Below are 19134 nucleotides of genomic sequence, written 5' to 3'. Positions count from 1 at the left end.
TCCATTAAAAAAAGCCCATGTGCATGGGCTTTGGCTGCAATGCGGCGGGCGTGGTAGGGTGCCGTATTATCGACTCGCCGCGGGAACGGCTGCTGGCCATACTGACAAACAGTTTCGTGCCGTGCAACGGACGCTTTCCGACTTTGATCGCTCTTATCACGATGTTTTTCGTGGGAACAGGAGGCTCATTCGGAGATTCTGTATTGTCATCCTTTATGCTCACCGGCGTGATCGTGTTCAGTGTCGGAATCACTTTTTTTGTGACAAGATTTCTGTCCGGCACAATCCTGAAAGGAGTTCCCTCTTCTTTTACCCTGGAGCTGCCGCCTTACCGCTGTCCGCAGGTGGGCAAGGTCATCTTACGTTCCATCATGGAGCGCACGCTTTTTGTACTGGGCCGGGCGGCCGCCGTCGCCGCTCCCGCCGGCATGGTTTTGTGGATTCTTGCAAATGTATCGGTGAACGGAGCAAGTCTGCTCGCCGTCTGCTCCGGTTTTCTTGACCCGTTTGCCCGGCTCATGGGGCTTGACGGCGTGATTCTGCTTGCGTTCATTCTGGGATTGCCTGCCAATGAAATTGTTTTGCCAATCATTGTCATGGCCTATCTGGCGGAAGGGAGCATAGCAGAGACCGGAAGTCTGCCGGAAATGAAAGCGCTGTTCGTCTCCCACGGATGGACGATGACCACAGCGCTGTGCACCATGCTCTTTTCTCTCATGCACTGGCCGTGTTCCACCACGCTCCTGACCATCAAAAAAGAAACGGGAAGCTGGAAATGGACGATACTCGCCGCCCTTCTTCCAGCTTCCCTGGGAATAATCTCATGTATGATTGTGAACCTCAGCAGCACGCTTATGAAAAGTCTTTCATTCTTCTTATGAAAATCGTCAGAAAATCGTGAGAAAAAATTGACACAATCTATACAATTATCGTTTATACTAAGACCATCAAAACAACAAGAGCTGTTTTGATAGTCATAGATTTTTTCATACTTTTCTCTCTTCAAAAAAGATACTGCCGGCGGGCAGTATCTTTTTATTTTATGCAGAATCAGAGATTTCTGAAACGGCTCAAAAATTCTTTTGTTTTTTCTTTCTTCGGGTTACGGAAGAGCTCTTCGCTGGTACCTTCCTCTTCGATGATGCCGTCGGCCATGAAAATGATATGGCTGGAGATGTCTCTGGCGAAGGCCATCTCGTGGGTGACAATGAGCATGGTCATGCCTTCCTCGGCAAGGGTGCTCATGACGTTCAGCACCTCGCCTACCATCTGCGGGTCAAGGGCGGAGGTCGGCTCGTCAAAGAGCAGCACTTCCGGTTCCATGGCGAGAGCTCTGGCGATGGCCACTCTCTGCTTCTGACCACCGGAGAGCTGACGAGGCTTTGCGTTGATGAACTGCTCCATGCCTACCTTCTCCAGGAACTGCATGGCCAGCTTCTCCGCTGTCGCCTTATCTTTTTTGGCCACCTTTTCCGGGCCGATCATACAGTTTTCCAATACCGTCAGATTATTAAACAGATTGAAGTTCTGGAACACCATGCCCACCTTCTCCCGGTATGCCGGCACTGACATTTTCGGATCGGTGATATCCTCCCCGTGATAGAGGATGCTGCCGCCTGTCGGATTCTCCAGCAGATTGATACAGCGCAGCATGGTGGATTTGCCGGAGCCGGAGGCTCCGATGATGGAGATAACGTCTCCCTTTTTCACGGTAAAGTCAATATCCTTCAGTACCTCGTGAGTACCGAAGCTCTTCTCCAGATGGGAGATCTCCAGAATATTATTTGTGTTTTCCATTATAATCTCCCCTTTCCGTCCTGACCGAACTGGGTTCCCACACCCATAGTGTCTACCAGCTCGTAATTATCATTGCCGTCCAGCTTTTTCTCCCAGAGCAGAAGCAGACGGGAGGAAATCAGCGTCATGACAAGGTAAATACACATAACAATAGTAGCGGATTCAAAGTAGGTGTACAGCGCTCCTGATACGCTCTTATGTACAAAGAACAGATCGACAACACCAATTACGGACAGCACGGAGGAGTCTTTGATATTGATGATAAAGTTATTGCCGATCTGCGGAACGATGTTACGCAGTGCCTGCGGCAGAACCACATGGATCATTGCCTGAAAATGTGTCATACCAATGGCCTTTGCGCCTTCCATCTGTCCCGGATCCACGGAAATAATACCGCCGCGGACCGATTCCGCCATGTAGGCTCCGGTGTTGATGGAGACAACGAAGAAGGCTGCCTGCCACATACCCAGATGGATATCAAACACCTGAGCCGCGCCATAGTAGATAAATACGGCCTGTACCATCATTGGCGTTCCGCGGAAGATCTCCACATACGCCTTGAAAATAATCTTTACAATTCTAAGCAGAACCCGTTTCGGCAGGCTGTCTCTCTTCGTATCAACAGGAATAGTCTGCACAACGCCCACACCAAAACCGATGATACATCCGACAATGGTGGAGACGACAGCGATGGCCAGCGTAGCGCCGGCTCCCTGCAAAAACGACATACCATAATTCTGGAGCAGGTAAACGATCCTCTCCAGAAAGCTCATCTCGGAAATCATTGTTTCATCCTTTCTCATACATAGCATATGGGGCAAAATCCTTTGCCCCGATACGCGAAATTATTTCTTATCCTTATTCAGATAATGGCTGCACGGAAATCGCTTCCTGCATCATAGCGTCATAATCCTCTGTGGTCATGTTCGCCAGTACGGAGTTGATCTGATCCAGCAGCTCTGTGTTGCCTTTCTGTACAGAGATTCCGATGTTGATCTCTTCCTCGGACACTTCAAAATCATCGTCAGTTCCTGCGAAATCCAGAAGCTGGAAGTCCGGATAAGCAACCTGAGCTGCCATACCGGTCGGCATATCCGTTACGACCACGTCAGTACGTCCGCTCTCAAGGGCAACGAGCATGGCCGGTGCGGATTCCTGAGCCGGCAGAATGTTGGCGTCCTGAATCTGCGGCAGACATACGTCATACCAGATAGTTCCCAGCTGGGAAGTACATGTTGCGCCGGCAAGATCTGCCACTCCTTTGGCATTGGCGTAAGGGCTGTCATTCTTCACCAGTGTAACGATGGAAGCGTAATAATAAGGTTCTGTAAAGTCTACCATCTGCAGTCTCTCGGAAGTGATGGACTGACCGGCGATCACGCAGTCCACACTGCCGGACTGTACCGCAGGAACAAGAGCATCCCAGTCAAGCTTTACGATCTCCAGATCATAGCCCAGCTCCTCGGCGATCTTCTTTGCCATCATGACGTCATATCCGTAGGCATAATCATTACTGTCCTTGATAGGCACAGCGCCGTTGGAATCATCGGACTGTGTCCAGTTGTACGGCGCATAGCCGCACTCCATGGCTACCGTAAGAGTTTTATCGCTGCTGCCTGCAGATCCTGTGGACTCTGCCGCATTGTCTCCGGAACCGCCGCAGCCTGCCAGACCTACAGCCATGGTTGCTGCAAGAACCACACTTAATAATTTCTTCTTCATACCTATTCTCCTTCTCTTGTAAAAAGTAAAAAACATCTTGTTTCTTTATGATATCTCTATGTCCTTTCTCAATTTTCCGGCATATTTCCGTTGTAAAAGAACATACATGCTCCTATGTTACCAGATTCTTCAGAACAAAGCAAACATTTTTGCAGGATAATCGACTAAAAATTGCAAAAAGAGGAAATTTCTTTGCGAAACTTCCCCTTCGAAACTGCAATTGCTTTTTTCTATGTTTTATTAAAAAGTGACGGTAATCTCTGTCCCTTTTCCTTCTTCACTCTCCAGAGAGAGGGATGCGTTGTGAATAGCAACAACATGCTTCACGATAGCAAGCCCCAGACCGGTGCCTCCAGTCTGTTTCGACCGGCTTTTATCCACCCGGTAGAATCGTTCAAACACCCTTTCCTGATGTTCCTTCGGGATACCGATGCCGGTATCCTTCACCCTCAGAAAAGCATGTCCTTCATGAGTGCCTACTTCTACCATAACGCTGCCGTTTTTATTATTATAACGAATGGCGTTATTACAGAGATTATCTATAAGTTCCGCTATCATTTCCTTATTGGCAGTAATACAGGTAGACACGCCAATACACGCGATATTTACCTCATTTTTGTGGGCATACATTTTCAGATTGTCCACGCATCGCTCTGCCAGCTCATTCAGATCAAATGTCTCCATAATATCCTGAGTCATTCCATTATCCAGTTCTGACAGCCGGATGGTATCGTTGATGAGCGATAATAACCGTTCCACATTCTGTCGGATCTTCGAAGAAAATGATGCAACTTCATCTGCTCCTACCATACCGTTTTCCATAAGCTCCGCATAGCCGGAAATAGCCGTCAGCGGAGTTTTCAGCTCATGGGACACATTGGCGGTAAAATCCTGCCGCATTTTTGCAGCTCCCAGAATATCCGCATGCTGCTTGCGGATCAGCTGGGCGAAAGGCACCAGCTCTTTGTAGGCCGGCGCTATACTGTAATCATCAATATTTACAGCCATCTCCTCAATAGGATCGATAATACTTCTGGTCAGGATTCTTGCCAGAACAATACACAAGATCACCATAAAAGCCATCATGGCCGCAATGGCAGGAATCATATTATTGGCAATGCTCCACACATTTTCTTCATCCTGTGAAACCCGCAGTACAGAGCCGTCATCCAGACGCAGCGCATAATAATATGTACTCCGGTTCAGTGTCTCCGACTCCCGGACTGATTCTCCCGATCCATAACGAAATGCATCCCGGATCTCCGGCCGCGCGGCATGGTTCTCCATATTGGTCTCATCTGCGCTGTTATCATAGAGAACATTCCCGTCAGCGCCCACCCAGGTTACGCGGAGCGTGTCCGCATTAAAATAATAACCGGTCTGATTTCCCTCCTGAAAAATGTGCGTATCTTTCAGAGTCTGCGCCACCGTCTCCAGATCATCCCTCACCTGATCTCTGTACACATCGTAAAAAATGCGAAACATAACGAGGGTTGTCACCACTACCGCCAGCACAGAAATACCAATAAGCTGTAAATTTATTTTTTTCTTCATACACTACTCCATAACATAACCAACGTTACGAACAGTCTTGATATGCGCGCCGTTTTCACCCAGCTTTTTGCGAAGGGTCTTGATATGCATATCAACAGTTCTTGACTCGCCCTCAAACTCTGTATCCCACACCCTCTGCATGATCATCTCTCTTGTCATGACAATGCCGGCATTCCGCATGAGAAGTTTTAAAAGCTCATACTCCTTATATGTAAGCTCCACGGCTTCATTCTGAGAATAGGCCATATGACGTTCGTCATCCAGAAATACATCGCCGATGGTCATAAATTTATTCTCCGACTGCTCTACCGTTCGGCGGAGAACTGCTTTGACACGGGTAATAAATTCTATGATAGAGAACGGTTTCTTAATATAATCGTCCGCCCCGATGTCAAGTCCCCGAACCATGTCAATCTCCGAAGTTTTGGCTGTTACCATGATAACCGGCATCTTCTTTGTGATCGGATTCTGGCGGATCTTTTTTACAATCTCATATCCGTCTTCATCCGGAAGCATCACATCAAGGATCGCCAGATCCGGCACCTTTTCTTTGATTTTCTTGTAGAAATGCGCTGCATCATCAAAAGTATACACCTTATGCCCGCTGTTTTTTAATGCAATCGCCTCAATTTCCTGAATATTTGTATCATCTTCCACTACATAAATTACTGCCATAATCTCATCCTTCTTTTGCTGCATTTTACATCATTGTTGCAAAATGTATAGAGCCCTGCGGAGAATGTTCCCCGCAGGCTGTGTTATATTATATCCTGATAAAGGCTCAATGGCAAGAAACATTGCCTTTTTTGCCCGTCTGTTCTTTTTTATCGGGAATCGTCAGAATTGCCAGCTTCTCAAGTCCTCCGGCAAAGGGAAGCAAGAGCATCGTTGCAGAAATATTAAACAGGCTGTGTATCGCCGCTATCCCCGCGGCATTTGCCGCCTCGCCCATAAAAGAAAAATGAAACGCTGCATTGCACAGGTAAAATGTGATCAAAAAAATAGCGGTTCCGATTATATTAAAATACAGATGAACTGCCGCCGCTCTTCTGGCATTTTTCCCCGTTCCGATACTGGACAAAATCGCTGTCACGCAGGTACCTATATTCTGCCCCATTATAATGGGAATCGCCGTATCATATCCGACAGCTCCCGTGGCGCACAGCGCCTGCAGTATGCCGATGGAGGCAGACGAACTTTGAATCACCGCCGTGATAACCGTTCCTGCGGCCATTCCCAGCAGCGGATGAGAGAACATGGTAAGAAGCCCTGTAAATCTCTCATTATGCGCCAGCGGCTTCACTGCTCCACTCATGGTGTCCATACCCGTCATGAGAATCGCAAATCCAGTCAAAATCATTCCCAGTTCTTTTTTTCTCTGATTTTTTACAAAGAGAATCAAAAAAACGCCGATTATCGCAAGAACCGGCGCAAAAGATGATGGCTTCAGCATCCGGATCAGAAAACTGTCTCCCTCAATTCCTGCAAGGCTAAGAAACCAGGAGGTAATCGTAGTGCCGATATTGGCTCCCATAATAACTCCTACTGCCTGAGACAGCTTCATAAGACCTGCATTCACAAATCCGACAACCATCACGGTGGTAGCAGAAGAAGACTGAATGACCGCAGTCACACCAGTCCCCAACAACACCGCCATAATTTTATTAGAGGTGAGCTTCCCGAGAAGTCTCTTCATTTTTCCGCCGGACAGCCGGGATAATCCCTGTCCCATGGCATCCATTCCATAAAGGAATAATGCCAGACCTCCAAGCATCGTCAAAATACTGAAAAAATCCATACACTCTCTCCTTTGTTATTTACATATTGATTGTATGTCAGTCATATATGCTTCTATGTAAATGAACAAAGGATTTTATATGGATTCTATGCAGATTTTGCTGATTTATTCATGCTTGCCGGTAACAGAAAAAATTGCCCATTCTGCGATATTGGCCGCATGATCTCCGATTCTCTCGAAATACTTGGCAACCATCAGAAGATCGGCCGCCTGATTGGCACAATCCGGTTTCTCTCTCATCACGTCAATCAGTTCCTGTTTCACTTCGAGAAACAGATTATCAATGACATCATCGTGTTTGATGACCTGCTCCGCCTTGTCATAATTTCTTTCTACGTATGCCTCCACACCCTGAATGAGCATGACCATGGTCTCTTTTGCCATCTGCTCGATGTGAGTAAGCTGCTCGATATGAGGCAGTTCAGATAAAACAATGGCAAGCTCAGAGATATCTGTAGCGTGGTCTCCGATTCTTTCCATATCTGTAATCATTTTCAGAGCTGCAGAGATTACCCGCAGATCTTTTGCCACCGGCTGCTGCTGCAGAAGAAGACGCAGACACAGATTCTCGATGGTCTTTTCCTTTGCATCCACTTCCTCATCAAACTCCATGGCCTGTTTTGCCTTCTCCACATCCTGTTTGATCAGAGCTTCGATGGCCATACCGATGGCCTGCTCCACCAGAGTGCCCATATTGATAATTTCTTTATTCAGCAATTCCAGCTGTTCGTCAAAATGAAGTCTCATAACATCAACCAAACCTTCCTGTAATATAATCTTCTGTTCTCTTGTCCTTTGGCATGGAGAACAGTTCTTCTGTCTTTCCAGTCTCGATAATCTCTCCCAGAAGGAAGAAGACGGTCTTATCGGAAACACGGGTTGCCTGCTGCATATTATGAGTCACCATGACGATGGTGTAATCCTTCTTCAGTTCCGTAGCCAGTTCCTCGATCTTGATGGTGGAAATCGGGTCCAGAGCGGAAGTCGGCTCATCCATCAGGAGAACCTCCGGCTGTACGGCCAGAGCACGGGCGATACAGAGTCTCTGCTGCTGTCCACCGGATAATCCCAACGCGCTTTTTCTCAGTCTGTCTTTTAACTCATCCCAGATGGCCGCCTTGCGCAGAGAATCCTCCACAATATCATCCAGTTTTGCCTTGGAATGGATACCGTGGGTTCTCGGACCGTATGCAATGTTGTCATATACACTCATCGGGAACGGATTCGGTTTCTGGAATACCATACCGACTCTTTTTCTTAAGAGATTTACATCCATATCTCTGTAAATATCTGTATCGTCAAGGGTAACTTTACCCGTGATCTTACAACCTTCTACAAGGTCGTTCATTCTGTTTAATGATTTTAATAATGTAGATTTTCCGCATCCGGAAGGTCCGATGAAAGCCGTGATTTCATTGGAATAGATATCTAAAGACATATCTTTTAATGCATGAAACTGGCCATAGTACAAATCAAGACCTTCGATTGCCATTTTTGCTGTACTCAAAGCTATACTCCTTCCACAATTCTTACGTTATGATTTCTGGATTTTCTTAGCCAGGAACGATGATAACGCATTTATCACAATAACCAGTACCAGTAATACAACAGCCGTGGCGTAAGCCTGATCCACATGAAGTCCCTCACTGGCCAACACGTACATATGTACCGCCAGTGTTCTTCCTGAGGAGAACAGACTCTTTGGGATCGCTGCTACCGTACCCGCTGTATACATGAGGGCGGCCGTCTCACCGACAATACGTCCGATGGAAAGAATAACGCCCGAAAGAATGCCCGGCACAGCCGAAGGCAGAATAATCTTAAAGATCGTACGGAGCTTTCCTGCTCCAAGACCGAAGCTTCCCTCTCTGAAGGAATCCGGAACCGCCATGAGCGCTTCCTCTGTTGTTCTTAAGATGACCGGCAGGACCATGATTGCCAGGGTGCAGGCGCCGGCCAGAATGGAGAATCTCCAGTGCAGTGCCGTTACAAAAAACAGCATACCGAACAGGCCGTACACGATGGACGGAATACCTGTCAGCGTCTCGGCAGTCACACGGACTACCTTTACCAGTTTATTACCCTTCTTCGCATACTCCACCAGATAGATGGCAGAACCGATTCCGAACGGAATGGCGAAGATCAGGGAAATCACAGCCATGATGACCGTATTAATCATAGCGGGCACCACGGATACATTTTCTGAGTTATACTCCCAGGAGAATAAGTCCGCGTTAAGATACGGAATACCATTAATCAATATATATACCAGAAGGAATAACAGCGCGGCAATGGTCAGCGCCGCCGCCAGCAGGACCAGAATCATCACGATCAGAGATCCCGGTGTTCTTCTGTAGGAAAGAAGACGATCCTTTAAGGACTGACGGTTCATGGCGTCAATATTCTCCGGAATAACTTCCTGTACATTTTCTTCAATATTATCTAAAACAGCCATGTCCTAATTCCTTTCTCCACGCATCTTCACAATGGAAAATGCCAGGTTGATAATCAGAATAAATACGAAAAGCACCACGCCTGTCGCAATCAGCGCTTCTCTGTGGAGACCTTCTGCATATCCCATCTCAATTACGATATTTGCCGTCATGGTACGAACGCCTTCTAAAATACTTCCCGGCATTCTCGCCTGGTTTCCAGCTACCATAATAACCGCCATGGTCTCGCCGATGGCACGTCCTACGCCTAAGATGATACCTGCCAGGATACCGGATTTGGCTGCAGGCAGAACCGCGCAGAATACGCTTCTCTCATGGGTGGCCCCCAGCGCCAGGGAGCCTTCATAATAGCTTTCCGGCACGGCATGAATGGATGCCTCGGACTGACTGATGATGGTCGGGAGAATCATCATACCCAGAAGGATGGATGCAGCAAGGATACTGTTTCCACCTCCGAAATTATTTCTGATAAACGGTACGATCACGACCATACCGAAGAAACCATAGACAACAGACGGGATACCTGCCAGCAGTTCCACACCTGGTTTCACTACTTTATAAATGCCGGCCGGACAATATCTAGCCAGAAAAACTGCTGTGAGAAGTCCGATCGGCACACCAATCACAATTGCTCCTGCCGTTACATAAATACTGCCGATAATCATCGGGAAAATGCCGTAAATATCATTTCCCGGTCTCCATTCTCTACCTAAAAGGAAATCGGCAAAGCCGATTTCCTTCATAGCCGGAACACCATTTGCAAATAAGAATATACAAATCAATGCGACAGCAAGGATAGAGACACAGGCAGCGACGAGGAAGACAACTTCCATTGTTTTTTCTTTATACTTTGCCATGTGTCATTTGCTCCTTTATATATTAATATTACTCAGCAGAAACATCTGCCCAGTCTGTAATCTCACCGGTGAAGATACCCATAACCTGATCGCTTGTTAAATCTGTTAATGCGTTCTCCTGATTTACGATAACTGCGATACCATCCTGTGCGATAGTAGTAGGAACTACGCCCTGAGCCAGCTCGTCCTCTTTTACTTCTCTGGAAGCCATACCGATATCGTAGCTGCCCTCTACAGTAGAGGAAACACCTGTAGTACTGTCTGTGGTCTGAAGTTCAACTGTCACGTTCGGGTTAGCCTCGCCGTAAGCTTCGATGATTGCTTCCATAACCGGAGATACAGAAGAAGAACCGCCGATAACGATGTTACCCTCTGCTGCTGCGTCTGCTGCGTAAGCCGGAGCCTCGCCTACCGGGATGTAACCCTGCTCTTCTACAACTGCCTGTCCCTCAGCGCTCATGATATAGTTTGTGAAGTCTGTGATGGCCGGGTTGGTGTTGCCTTCTTTTACCACAATGTTGAAAGGTCTTACTACTTTATAAGAACCGTTCTCTACGTTCTCAACAGATGCTGCGGCGCCGTCAATGTTGACTGCCTTTACAGAATCATCTAAAGAACCAAGGGAAATGTATCCGATAGCGTTCGGGTCGTTTGCAACGGAGGACATCATAACGGCTGTGCTGTTTGTGATGCTGGCGTCCACTGTGGTCATATCCACTTTCTCGCCGCTCTCGTCTTCCTGCTCGATACCGAACAGCTCGATGAAAGCTCCTCTTGTACCTGAACCATCCTCTCTGGATAATACGGTGATAGCTCCGCTTGCTCCGCCTGCGCTCTCATTAGCTGCTGCTTCTGTAGCGCCGCCTTCTGCGCCTCCATTCTCTGTTGTTGTGTTACCGCCGCAGCCTGCTAAACATGCTGCAGATAATGCTACTACCAATGCTGTACCTAAAAACTTTCTCATAATGAAATTTCCTTTCTTCTCTTTACTGAATTTTTTGAATTTTGTTTCTCAAAGCCTTACCTTTGCTTCCCCCATAGATTATTACCCTTTTGTAAAGTCCAAAACCCGAGTTATGTAAAATCTGTGAAAAGTTTTTGTATATTATTTTATATTTCCTACACTTTTGTTTTTCTACAAGAACAATGTGCAAAAATAAAAGGAACCCGCCGCCCATTCCCCGGGGAATGCCACGTCGGATTCTCATAATTTTTCAATCTGCTTTCTCAACTTTAAAAATCGCTTATCAATCTCCGCAATATCAATAGAACATGCTTTCAGCTCTCTTCTGAGCTTTTCTGTTTCTTTCCTTTCATTTTTATAACAAAGCTGATGATCCAGAATCGCCCAATAATTCATAGCCACCGAACGCACCTGAATCTCCACTCGCACTGTTTCTTCATTATGAAGCGCTTCTACAATCACATGAATACTGCGGTATCCACTGGCTTTGGGATGAGAAATATAATTCTTTACTTTGATCACCTTCAGCCCCGGCAGTTTCCGGATCGCTTTTGCCATCCGGTATACATCATCCTGAAACGGACACACTACCCGGATACCAGCCATATCATTTAATGTCCTCAGTGCGCAGTCCAGAGAAATCTCCCGGTTTTTTCTCCGCAGTTTATTGGCGATGCTCTCCGGCGACTTTATACGCCAGGTAATATTATCCATGACCTGCCGCCCGCATTCCGCGGAAATCCGGCGGCTGACTTCATTTATCTCCGGAATAATATCCCATATGACCTCCGAATAAATATTCTTAAGCCCGCTTTCCTCCAGTTCCTGCTCTATCTGCTTTTTCTTTTGTTCAAAAGAGTCTTCCTTCACTAAATTACATTCCTCCCTCATTTTTCCTGTTTTTTCTTTTTTTCATAAGTATATTTCCGGCAGTTACAAGAACATCCGTCTGTTTTTGTACATTTTCTACGAACACATCCTGTTTCTTTTTGTTTTCTTCATAAAAAACCACTTAAATCTCTGCCAGATGGCAATAGTATAGCTGTAGTATGTAAATTTTGTTCAATATTTATGAAATTTTTCTGTAAATATTATGAGAAAAAAGTGATGTTTTTTCAGACAAAAAAGCGCTTCATAAATACCATTCTTTCTTATATAATTAGGATAACGTTATCATGAGAATCGTGCTCTGAAAACGCCCGAAATATATTTTGAAAGGACTGACTTTTATGGATAAGAATCAACAAAATACCATCGCTCCGGAATCGACCGCCCGCACAGCCGGGGAAGCAGACGCCCATGCTGCCGCCCTGGAGCGGGAAGACCGGCTGCGCCGCCAGATGGCGTTCTGTCTGGAAATTGATAAGGAGAAATTTATCGGACGCCAGACATATCTGTCTGACGGAGAACGAAAGGAAAATGATGCGGAGCATGCCTGGCATATGGCTATCATGACGCTTCTTCTGAGTGAGTATGCCAACGAAGAGATTGACGTCTTAAAAACCATGGGCATGCTGCTGATTCACGATTTGGTGGAGATTGACGCCGGGGATACGTATGCTTACGATGAGGAAGGCAAGAAGACCCAGCACGCCCGGGAAACAGCCGCCGCAGACCGGCTGTTCGGCATGCTGCCGGAGGATCAGGGCAGCCGCCTGCGCTCCTGGTGGGAAGAATTTGAGTCCGGCGATACACCGGAATCCCGGTTTGCCCGGGCCATGGATCACATCCAGCCGCTGATGCTCAACGCCGCCACCCACGGAAAAAGCTGGGAGGAGCACGGAGTGCATCTCTCGCAGATTCTGAACCGCAATAAAGAGACCTCCAAAGGCTCCTCCCAGCTTTGGGATTATGCTTATGAAAATTTTATTCTGCCGAATCTGGCAGCCGGAAAAATCACACCGGACGAGTAACCGCGACATAGCCGGTGCCGGCGAAGCTGGGCGGCTGCCTCTTCCGCCGGGCAGTATAATCGCCGGCACTGCTTCGTTTATCCAGGCGATTAATTATCCACCGGCAGTACCTGACAGCACGCCATAGTCGTCAGCGCAGCCTGATGATTCTCCGGCGTCGTGCCCGCGCAGCAGGAGGCGTCCACATAAACCGGCACCTCCGGCAGAGCGGCTTTTAACAGCAGCGCATTGGATACCACGCAGATATCTGTGCAAAGGCCGATACATTCAATGCTCTCCAGCGGCTGTTCGCTGTGCATTTTTCTTACTGCTTCCATCAGCTCCATGGAACCGAAGGCTGGCTTTTCATAAACCGGCCACTCGTGTTCCTGCCGCAGCTGTTCCAGGCAGCCTGCCAGCTGCCATCCCTCGCTGCCGCGGATACAGTGCTCTACCGGAAGCAGTCCGCCCTCCTGCGTGGAGAGATAATCCTCTTCGTGGGTATCCTTGGTAAAAATCACCGTTCCCGGCCAGTTTTTCACCTTTTCTTCCACAGCCGGCAGAATCGCCTGCGCTTCAGCGGTTCCCAGCGCGCCGTCCACAAAATCCTTCTGCATGTCAATGACAATCAATACATTTCCTTTCATGATAACCTCCTTTACTCATAAAATGTCTCTCTCACCCTGACGGATAATTTTTCCGACAAAAAAGTCTCGTCAGAATTTCTTCAGAAATCCTTCACGAAATTTTGATTTAGAATTCACAGGTTGTTCATACACTCCCTGTATAGTATAAATCACAAAACGAACAACGTTTTGGACTCATAAATTTTTTCATACTTTTCTCTCTTTTGTTGTGGAACCTCCGGGCGGGATGCGCACTCGCGCGCAAACGAACTTTGTCGCTAAAGCGACCGCGCTCGGCGCGAGAGTTCTGCCGAGCAGAACTCTTTGTTCTTCTGCGCCGGACTTTCGCTGTCTACGAAAGACTCCTGAGCTTCGCCAGCAATACCCGCTGAAACTCCGGCAGATTCACCTGATCAAGAAGATAAACTTTCTGCTCCTGCCCGTCCGCTGTACATATCGTCCGTCCGCGTTCTTCGTCCCAGGAACAGTCCACGCTCACCGACACATTTCTTCCGGAGAACAGTTCCGGATTGGTGAGATAGAGGATGGTCACTGCGTCGTGGATGGCGACCATATTTTCTTCGCCTTCGTGTCTGGTGGTGTCCAGATAGAACGCAAGCATCTGTCCGCAGGCCTGTTCCACCTTGCGGCGGCTGCGGCAGAGTTCCTCAATCTGTCCGTTGTTCAGGCCGCTTTTCAGCGTCACATCCAGACCGCACATGACGGTGGGCAGGCCGGCAGCAAAGACCATCTGAGCCGCTTCGGGGTCAGCCCAGATATTAAATTCCGCTGCCGGCGTCACATTTCCTCCTGAGGAGGAGCCTCCCATCAGCACGATCTTCTCAATGCGCGCCTGCACCTGAGGAAATGTACGAAGGAGCAGAGCGATGTTGGTGAGCGGTCCCGTGGGAACCAGCGTCACCTTCTCCTCTTCCGGCAGCTCCATGATACGGGAATATATATAAAAGATGCCGCTATCGGACGCCGTCTGCTTCGTCGTCGCCGGCAACTCGCAGTTTCCAAGACCGGTGGCTCCGTGGATGTCGCCGGCCGGTTCTACCTCCCGAACCAGCGGACCGCGCGCCCCGCGTACCACCGGCACGTCGTCCATACCGAGAAATGACGCCAGCTTCAATGCATTTCCTGTCACCCTGTCGCTGGTCTGATTACCCGCCACCGTGGATATGCCGAGAATATGCAGCCTGTCCCGGCTGGCCGCCGCCATGGCAAGGGCGACGGCGTCATCGATGCCCGGGTCGCAGTCAATCCAGATGTTTATCTTTTCCATGTCTGCCCTCCTTATGACCGTCCGAACTCAGATAACTCCAGTCCCTCATTTCGCTCCAGGGTCATGCCGATACTCCAGCTGTTGATGAACAGCAGCAGCGGTCTTCCTTTCAGGTCTTTAATCTTCTTCATATCAGAGGTTCCGCGAATCTTATCCAGATCAATGTCCGGATTCTCAATCCAGCGGATGTATTCATACGGAAGCCCCTCCATGATAATCTCCACGTTATATTCATGATTCAGCCGGTATTTCAGCACGTCAAACTGCAGAGTTCCCACTACGCCGACTATGATCTCCTCCATACCGGTGTTGAACTCCTGGAAGATCTGGATAGCGCCCTCCTGGGCAATCTGATTGATACCCTTGATGAACTGTTTCCGTTTCATGGTGTTGACCTGTCGTACCCGGGCAAAATGCTCCGGCGCAAAGGTCGGGATGCCTTCATAGGCAAACTTCTTCTCGGAAGTGGTCAAAGTATCACCGATGGAGAAAATGCCCGGATCAAAAATACCGATGATATCTCCGGCGTACGCTTCCTCAATCATCTTTCTTTCGCTGGCCATCATCTGCTGCGGCTGCGCCAGACGGACTTTTTTGCCGCCCTGCACATGGAAAGCGTCCATTCCCGCCTCAAATCGTCCGGAACAGATACGCATGAAGGCGATACGGTCCCGGTGCGCCTTATTCATATTGGCCTGGATCTTGAACACAAAGGCGGAGAAATCTTCCTCCTCCATCGGGTCCACCAGCCCCTGCTCGGTCATTCGCGGCAGCGGGGAGGTCGTCATATCGAGGAAGTAATTCAGGAAAGTCTCCACACCAAAGTTCATGAGGGCAGAGCCGAAGAACACCGGAGACAGTCGTCCCGCATCCACCTCGCTCTGGTCAAACTCGGCGCTGGCGCCGTCCAGCAGCTCGATTTCCTCCTGCAGCACATCCAGCGCATCTTCGGATACATAAGAAGTCACCTCCGGCGCGTCCAGCGCCACCTCTTTCATGGTTCCCATGCGGGTTCCCTTCATGGTGTCCTCAAAGAGATCAATGACCTTTTTCTTCCGGTCATAAACTCCGGCAAACTGTTTACCTGAGCCGATAGGCCAGTTGACCGGGCAGGTCGGAATCCCCAGCTCCTTCTCGATCTCATCCAGCAGGTCAAAGGTATCCCTCGCCTCCCGGTCCATTTTATTAATAAATGTAAAGATAGGGATATGGCGCATGGCACAGACTTTAAAAAGCTTTCTGGTCTGCGCCTCCACGCCCTTGGAAGCGTCGATGACCATGACGGCGGAATCTGCCGCCATCAGCGTCCGGTAGGTATCCTCCGAGAAATCCTGATGACCCGGCGTATCCAGAATGTTGATGCAGCATCCGCCGTACTCAAACTGTAATACGGAAGAGGTTACCGAGATACCTCTCTCTTTTTCAATATCCATCCAGTCGGATACCGCGTGCTTCGCCGTAGCCTTTCCTTTAACGGAACCTGCCTGATTAATAGCTCCTCCATATAAAAGAAACTTCTCCGTCAGCGTCGTCTTTCCGGCGTCCGGATGGGAAATAATCGCAAAGGTCCGTCGTTTTCTGATTGCCTCTGTCATGCTCTTGTTCATACCGATTCTCCTTATCTCTTATCTTACTCTAAATATTTTTCATACTCAAATCTTCTGCCAAAAGATCCTTTATTTCACGAAGATTCCAATAATCTCCGCAGAGGGCTTTTTGTTTTACAGAAATGCAGTTTCCTACACAGCAAAAAAGGAACACCGTTTCCGGCGTTCCCCCTTAAGCGGCAGAAACAACACATTCCTAATTATATCTGCTTTTTGCAAAAAATCAATCGCTTCTGCCATTTTTCCTCAGTGATTTTCCACGGACGCGGCTTCGTCCTCAGACAATGTGCGCCCCTTCGACTGATGTTTTACTCACTGTTCATCCAGACCGATGGCCTCGTCCACAGCCAACGCTACCATCACACCATGAGCCGGCGTGCACAAACCGCAGGACTTTCCGATAGCTGCCATGACTTCGCTCTTTTTCTCTGTCGGCGTCACGATCATCACAAACTCCTGCTCATCCTGCATGGCAATACCCAGATGCTGCCCTGCCCGCTCAGAGCTTCTTCTGCGCCCTTTCATAACTGTGCCGCCGCGGGCGCCTGCCTCCCTTGCCACATCAACCACATCATCACTGTATCCGCTGGCAACAGAGACCCATATCACCGTATACTTTGATTTTTTACGCACTTCGCTCATATCCTTCCTCACCCTTTCTTTTATTTTGTCTTCCATGGAGACTTCCGGCGCCCCGGATTCCCCGCCGATCATACGCGCCACAAGATTCTGCAGTCCGGTCACCGGCAGACTGATGGCGATACCGCCTCCCTTATGCCGATAGGAAAGCCTTCTGCTCATCTCAGAAAAGAGCTCCTGCACTTTGCATTTCGGAAGAATAGCGAGCGTCAGCAGGCGGGTGGAACCTCCCAGGCCGAAAATGTCCATGAGTTCCGAAGGAGCCGTTCCCTTACCGCGGCACTGATAAAAAATCGGCAGATGCATTTCATCAAATATTTTTTCCAGCTTTTTGCCATCCTTTACGTCTGTGACAGAGAGCAGAATACGTGGAAAAAATTGTTTATCTTCCTGTATTATTTTCATTCCTTCTCCTCCTCAAACTCAACGACAATATCATCCGACAGCTCTTCTGCTAGCTGCGGCACTGTTCCCGACCTGTGTTCATACATTACTCCCATAAGCTGAACGGCAATTAACGGCGCCAGCGCTACCAAAGCAACGATACCAAAAGCGTCCGTCACTACGTTTCCTCCGATGGCGGTGCTGGCTCCCATGGCCAGGGGCAGCAAAAAGGTGGAGGTCATAGGGCCGCTGGCAACTCCGCCGGAGTCAAAAGCAATACCCACGAAGACCTTCGGCACAAAACGGCTGAGCGCAAGGGCGATAATATAACCGGGGATAACGACCCAGTAAATATTGATTCCCGTAAGCACTCTCACCATGGCAAGAGCCACCGCTCCAGCCACGCCCACAGACAGCGCTACGTTCATTATTCCCCGGGAAACAGCGCCTCCCGTAAGATCTTCTACCTGCTCGTTCAGCACCTGCACCGCCGGCTCCGCTTTTACAATATAATAGCCGATGACAATTCCAATGGGCACCAGCAGCCACTGAAATGTACTTTCCGCCAATCCGGTTCCCAGCAGATTGCCCACTGGCGCAAAGCCTACATTGACGCCGGTCAAAAACAAAATAAGCCCGATGATCGTATATACAAATCCGATACTCATACGAATTAATTGCCTTTTTCTGTAATTATCTGTCAATATCTGAAATACTACAAGCACACCTATCACAGGAAGCATACTATAAATCACTTCTTTTGTATAGTCCGGAAATGCTTCCACAAACTGGTAGACCACATCTCTCGTTGTTACAACAGGAGTGATCTCCACCGCGGTATACACTGCCTCAGTGGGATGATAAAAAATTCCCAGAAGAAGCACCATCATGATTGGCCCGATGCTGCACAGCGCGATCAGTCCGAAACTGTCGCCTTCTCCCTCTTTATCGCTTCTCGCCGCCGATAAACCGATACCAACAGCCATGATAAAAGGAACAGTCATGGGACCTGTGGTAACGCCCCCGGCATCAAAGGCAACCGATGTAAATTCAGATGGAGAAAAAAAAGATAAAATAAATAACAGAATATACAGAACCATCAGCAGTCTCGAAAGACTGACCCGGAACAAGATACGAAGCACCGCCGCGGCAAGAAAAATACCCACACCCACGGCAACTGTCCAAATTAGCACATTATTGGGGATGGAAGCCACCTGATTAGCAAGCACCTGCAGATCCGGCTCTGAAATCGTGATGATCGCTCCCATCAGAAAACATACCACAACAATCACTGGCAGCCGTTTACCTTTCACCAGTCTGCCGCCGACGCCCTGTCCCAGCGGGGTCATTGACATTTCAGCTCCCAGCTGGAAGAAACCCATACCCACGATCAGCAGTACCGCTCCCGCAAGAAACAATGCCAGCGTTCCGATCTCCATGGGAACAAGCGTAATACTCAATACGAGTACAATGATTGTTATCGGCAATACACTTGATAACGATTCCCTTATTTTTTCTTTTAACTTTTCATTCATAACAGAGGTCTGCCTTCC

17 protein-coding genes and 2 pseudogenes are annotated in these 19134 nt (G+C 48.4%); 2 read left to right on the top strand and 17 right to left on the bottom strand.

Annotation, left to right across the window (positions count from 1 at the left end):
- Positions 1 to 17: 17 nt before the first annotated feature.
- Positions 18 to 881, top strand: a pseudogene (locus B5F87_RS01710) (nucleoside recognition domain-containing protein); the annotation flags it as partial.
- Positions 882 to 1050: 169 nt separating this feature from the next.
- Here B5F87_RS01710 and B5F87_RS01705 read toward each other — a convergent pair.
- The 12 genes and pseudogenes from B5F87_RS01705 to B5F87_RS01645 form a co-directional block, all read right to left on the bottom strand.
- The gene (locus tag B5F87_RS01705; protein WP_087275745.1) at positions 1051 to 1797 is read right to left on the bottom strand and encodes an amino acid ABC transporter ATP-binding protein; all 747 of its coding nucleotides are present in this window, start codon (positions 1795 to 1797) and stop codon (positions 1051 to 1053) included.
- Positions 1797 to 2582: an amino acid ABC transporter permease gene (locus B5F87_RS01700; protein WP_087275742.1), complete on the bottom strand. Its 786-nt coding sequence runs from the start codon at positions 2580 to 2582 to the stop codon at positions 1797 to 1799. Before B5F87_RS01700 ends, B5F87_RS01705 begins: the two co-directional genes overlap by 1 nt.
- Positions 2583 to 2655: 73 nt before the next feature.
- On the bottom strand, positions 2656 to 3519 hold the full coding sequence (locus tag B5F87_RS01695) for a transporter substrate-binding domain-containing protein (protein ID WP_087275738.1): 864 nt from the start codon (positions 3517 to 3519) through the stop codon (positions 2656 to 2658).
- Positions 3520 to 3759: 240 nt separating this feature from the next.
- Positions 3760 to 5073: an ATP-binding protein gene (locus B5F87_RS01690; protein ID WP_087275735.1), complete on the bottom strand. Its 1314-nt coding sequence runs from the start codon at positions 5071 to 5073 to the stop codon at positions 3760 to 3762.
- A gap of 3 nt (positions 5074 to 5076) precedes the next feature.
- On the bottom strand, positions 5077 to 5748 hold the full coding sequence (locus tag B5F87_RS01685; protein ID WP_087275733.1) for a response regulator transcription factor: 672 nt from the start codon (positions 5746 to 5748) through the stop codon (positions 5077 to 5079).
- Positions 5749 to 5890: 142 nt separating this feature from the next.
- Positions 5891 to 6871 (bottom strand): annotated as a pseudogene (locus B5F87_RS01680) (Na/Pi symporter); the annotation flags it as partial.
- 105 nt (positions 6872 to 6976) lie between these two features.
- Complete coding sequence (gene phoU, locus B5F87_RS01675; RefSeq protein ID WP_087275725.1) at positions 6977 to 7618, bottom strand: phosphate signaling complex protein PhoU; 642 nt, start codon at positions 7616 to 7618, stop codon at positions 6977 to 6979.
- Positions 7619 to 7622: 4 nt separating this feature from the next.
- The gene (gene pstB / locus B5F87_RS01670; protein WP_087276174.1) at positions 7623 to 8363 is read right to left on the bottom strand and encodes a phosphate ABC transporter ATP-binding protein PstB; all 741 of its coding nucleotides are present in this window, start codon (positions 8361 to 8363) and stop codon (positions 7623 to 7625) included.
- Positions 8364 to 8405: 42 nt separating this feature from the next.
- On the bottom strand, positions 8406 to 9263 hold the full coding sequence (pstA, locus tag B5F87_RS01665; RefSeq protein ID WP_242964224.1) for a phosphate ABC transporter permease PstA: 858 nt from the start codon (positions 9261 to 9263) through the stop codon (positions 8406 to 8408).
- A gap of 66 nt (positions 9264 to 9329) precedes the next feature.
- A complete protein-coding gene (gene pstC / locus B5F87_RS01660) occupies positions 9330 to 10181 on the bottom strand; it encodes a phosphate ABC transporter permease subunit PstC (protein WP_087275720.1) in 852 nt (283 codons plus the stop codon).
- 28 nt (positions 10182 to 10209) lie between these two features.
- A complete protein-coding gene (locus tag B5F87_RS01655) occupies positions 10210 to 11145 on the bottom strand; it encodes a substrate-binding domain-containing protein (RefSeq protein WP_087275716.1) in 936 nt (311 codons plus the stop codon).
- Positions 11146 to 11385: 240 nt separating this feature from the next.
- The gene (locus B5F87_RS01645) at positions 11386 to 12015 is read right to left on the bottom strand and encodes a GTP pyrophosphokinase (RefSeq protein WP_158096915.1); all 630 of its coding nucleotides are present in this window, start codon (positions 12013 to 12015) and stop codon (positions 11386 to 11388) included.
- A gap of 470 nt (positions 12016 to 12485) precedes the next feature.
- Between B5F87_RS01645 and B5F87_RS01640 the strand changes: the two genes are divergently transcribed.
- Entirely contained in the window at positions 12486 to 13058 is a 573-nt protein-coding gene (locus tag B5F87_RS01640) for an HD domain-containing protein (protein ID WP_087276172.1), read from the top strand.
- A gap of 89 nt (positions 13059 to 13147) precedes the next feature.
- Here the strand turns inward: B5F87_RS01640 and B5F87_RS01635 are convergent, their stop codons facing one another.
- From B5F87_RS01635 to B5F87_RS01615, 5 genes are all read right to left on the bottom strand, one after another.
- Positions 13148 to 13684 carry an isochorismatase family cysteine hydrolase gene (locus tag B5F87_RS01635; RefSeq protein ID WP_087275710.1) on the bottom strand — a complete coding sequence of 179 codons (537 nt, stop codon included), beginning with the start codon at positions 13682 to 13684 and terminating at the stop codon, positions 13148 to 13150.
- Positions 13685 to 14015: 331 nt separating this feature from the next.
- Positions 14016 to 14951 carry a nucleoside hydrolase gene (locus tag B5F87_RS01630; RefSeq protein ID WP_087275707.1) on the bottom strand — a complete coding sequence of 312 codons (936 nt, stop codon included), beginning with the start codon at positions 14949 to 14951 and terminating at the stop codon, positions 14016 to 14018.
- 11 nt (positions 14952 to 14962) lie between these two features.
- Positions 14963 to 16558 carry a peptide chain release factor 3 gene (locus tag B5F87_RS01625; RefSeq protein ID WP_242964210.1) on the bottom strand — a complete coding sequence of 532 codons (1596 nt, stop codon included), beginning with the start codon at positions 16556 to 16558 and terminating at the stop codon, positions 14963 to 14965.
- A 312-nt stretch (positions 16559 to 16870) separates the two neighbouring features.
- Positions 16871 to 17602, bottom strand: a complete 732-nt coding sequence (locus B5F87_RS01620) for a hypothetical protein (RefSeq protein ID WP_087275704.1) — start codon at positions 17600 to 17602, stop codon at positions 16871 to 16873.
- Complete coding sequence (locus B5F87_RS01615; RefSeq protein WP_087275701.1) at positions 17599 to 19116, bottom strand: DUF1538 domain-containing protein; 1518 nt, start codon at positions 19114 to 19116, stop codon at positions 17599 to 17601. The genes B5F87_RS01620 and B5F87_RS01615 overlap by 4 nt, the downstream gene beginning before the upstream one ends.
- Positions 19117 to 19134 lie beyond the last annotated feature (18 nt).

The sequence above is a fragment of the Eubacterium sp. An3 genome (assembly GCF_002159465.1).
In the GTDB taxonomy this organism is placed as follows: Bacteria; Bacillota; Clostridia; order Lachnospirales; family Lachnospiraceae; genus Anaerobutyricum; species Anaerobutyricum stercoris.
The sequence above is the reverse complement of the archived record's forward strand: the minus strand, read 5'-3'. Positions and strand labels throughout refer to the sequence as shown.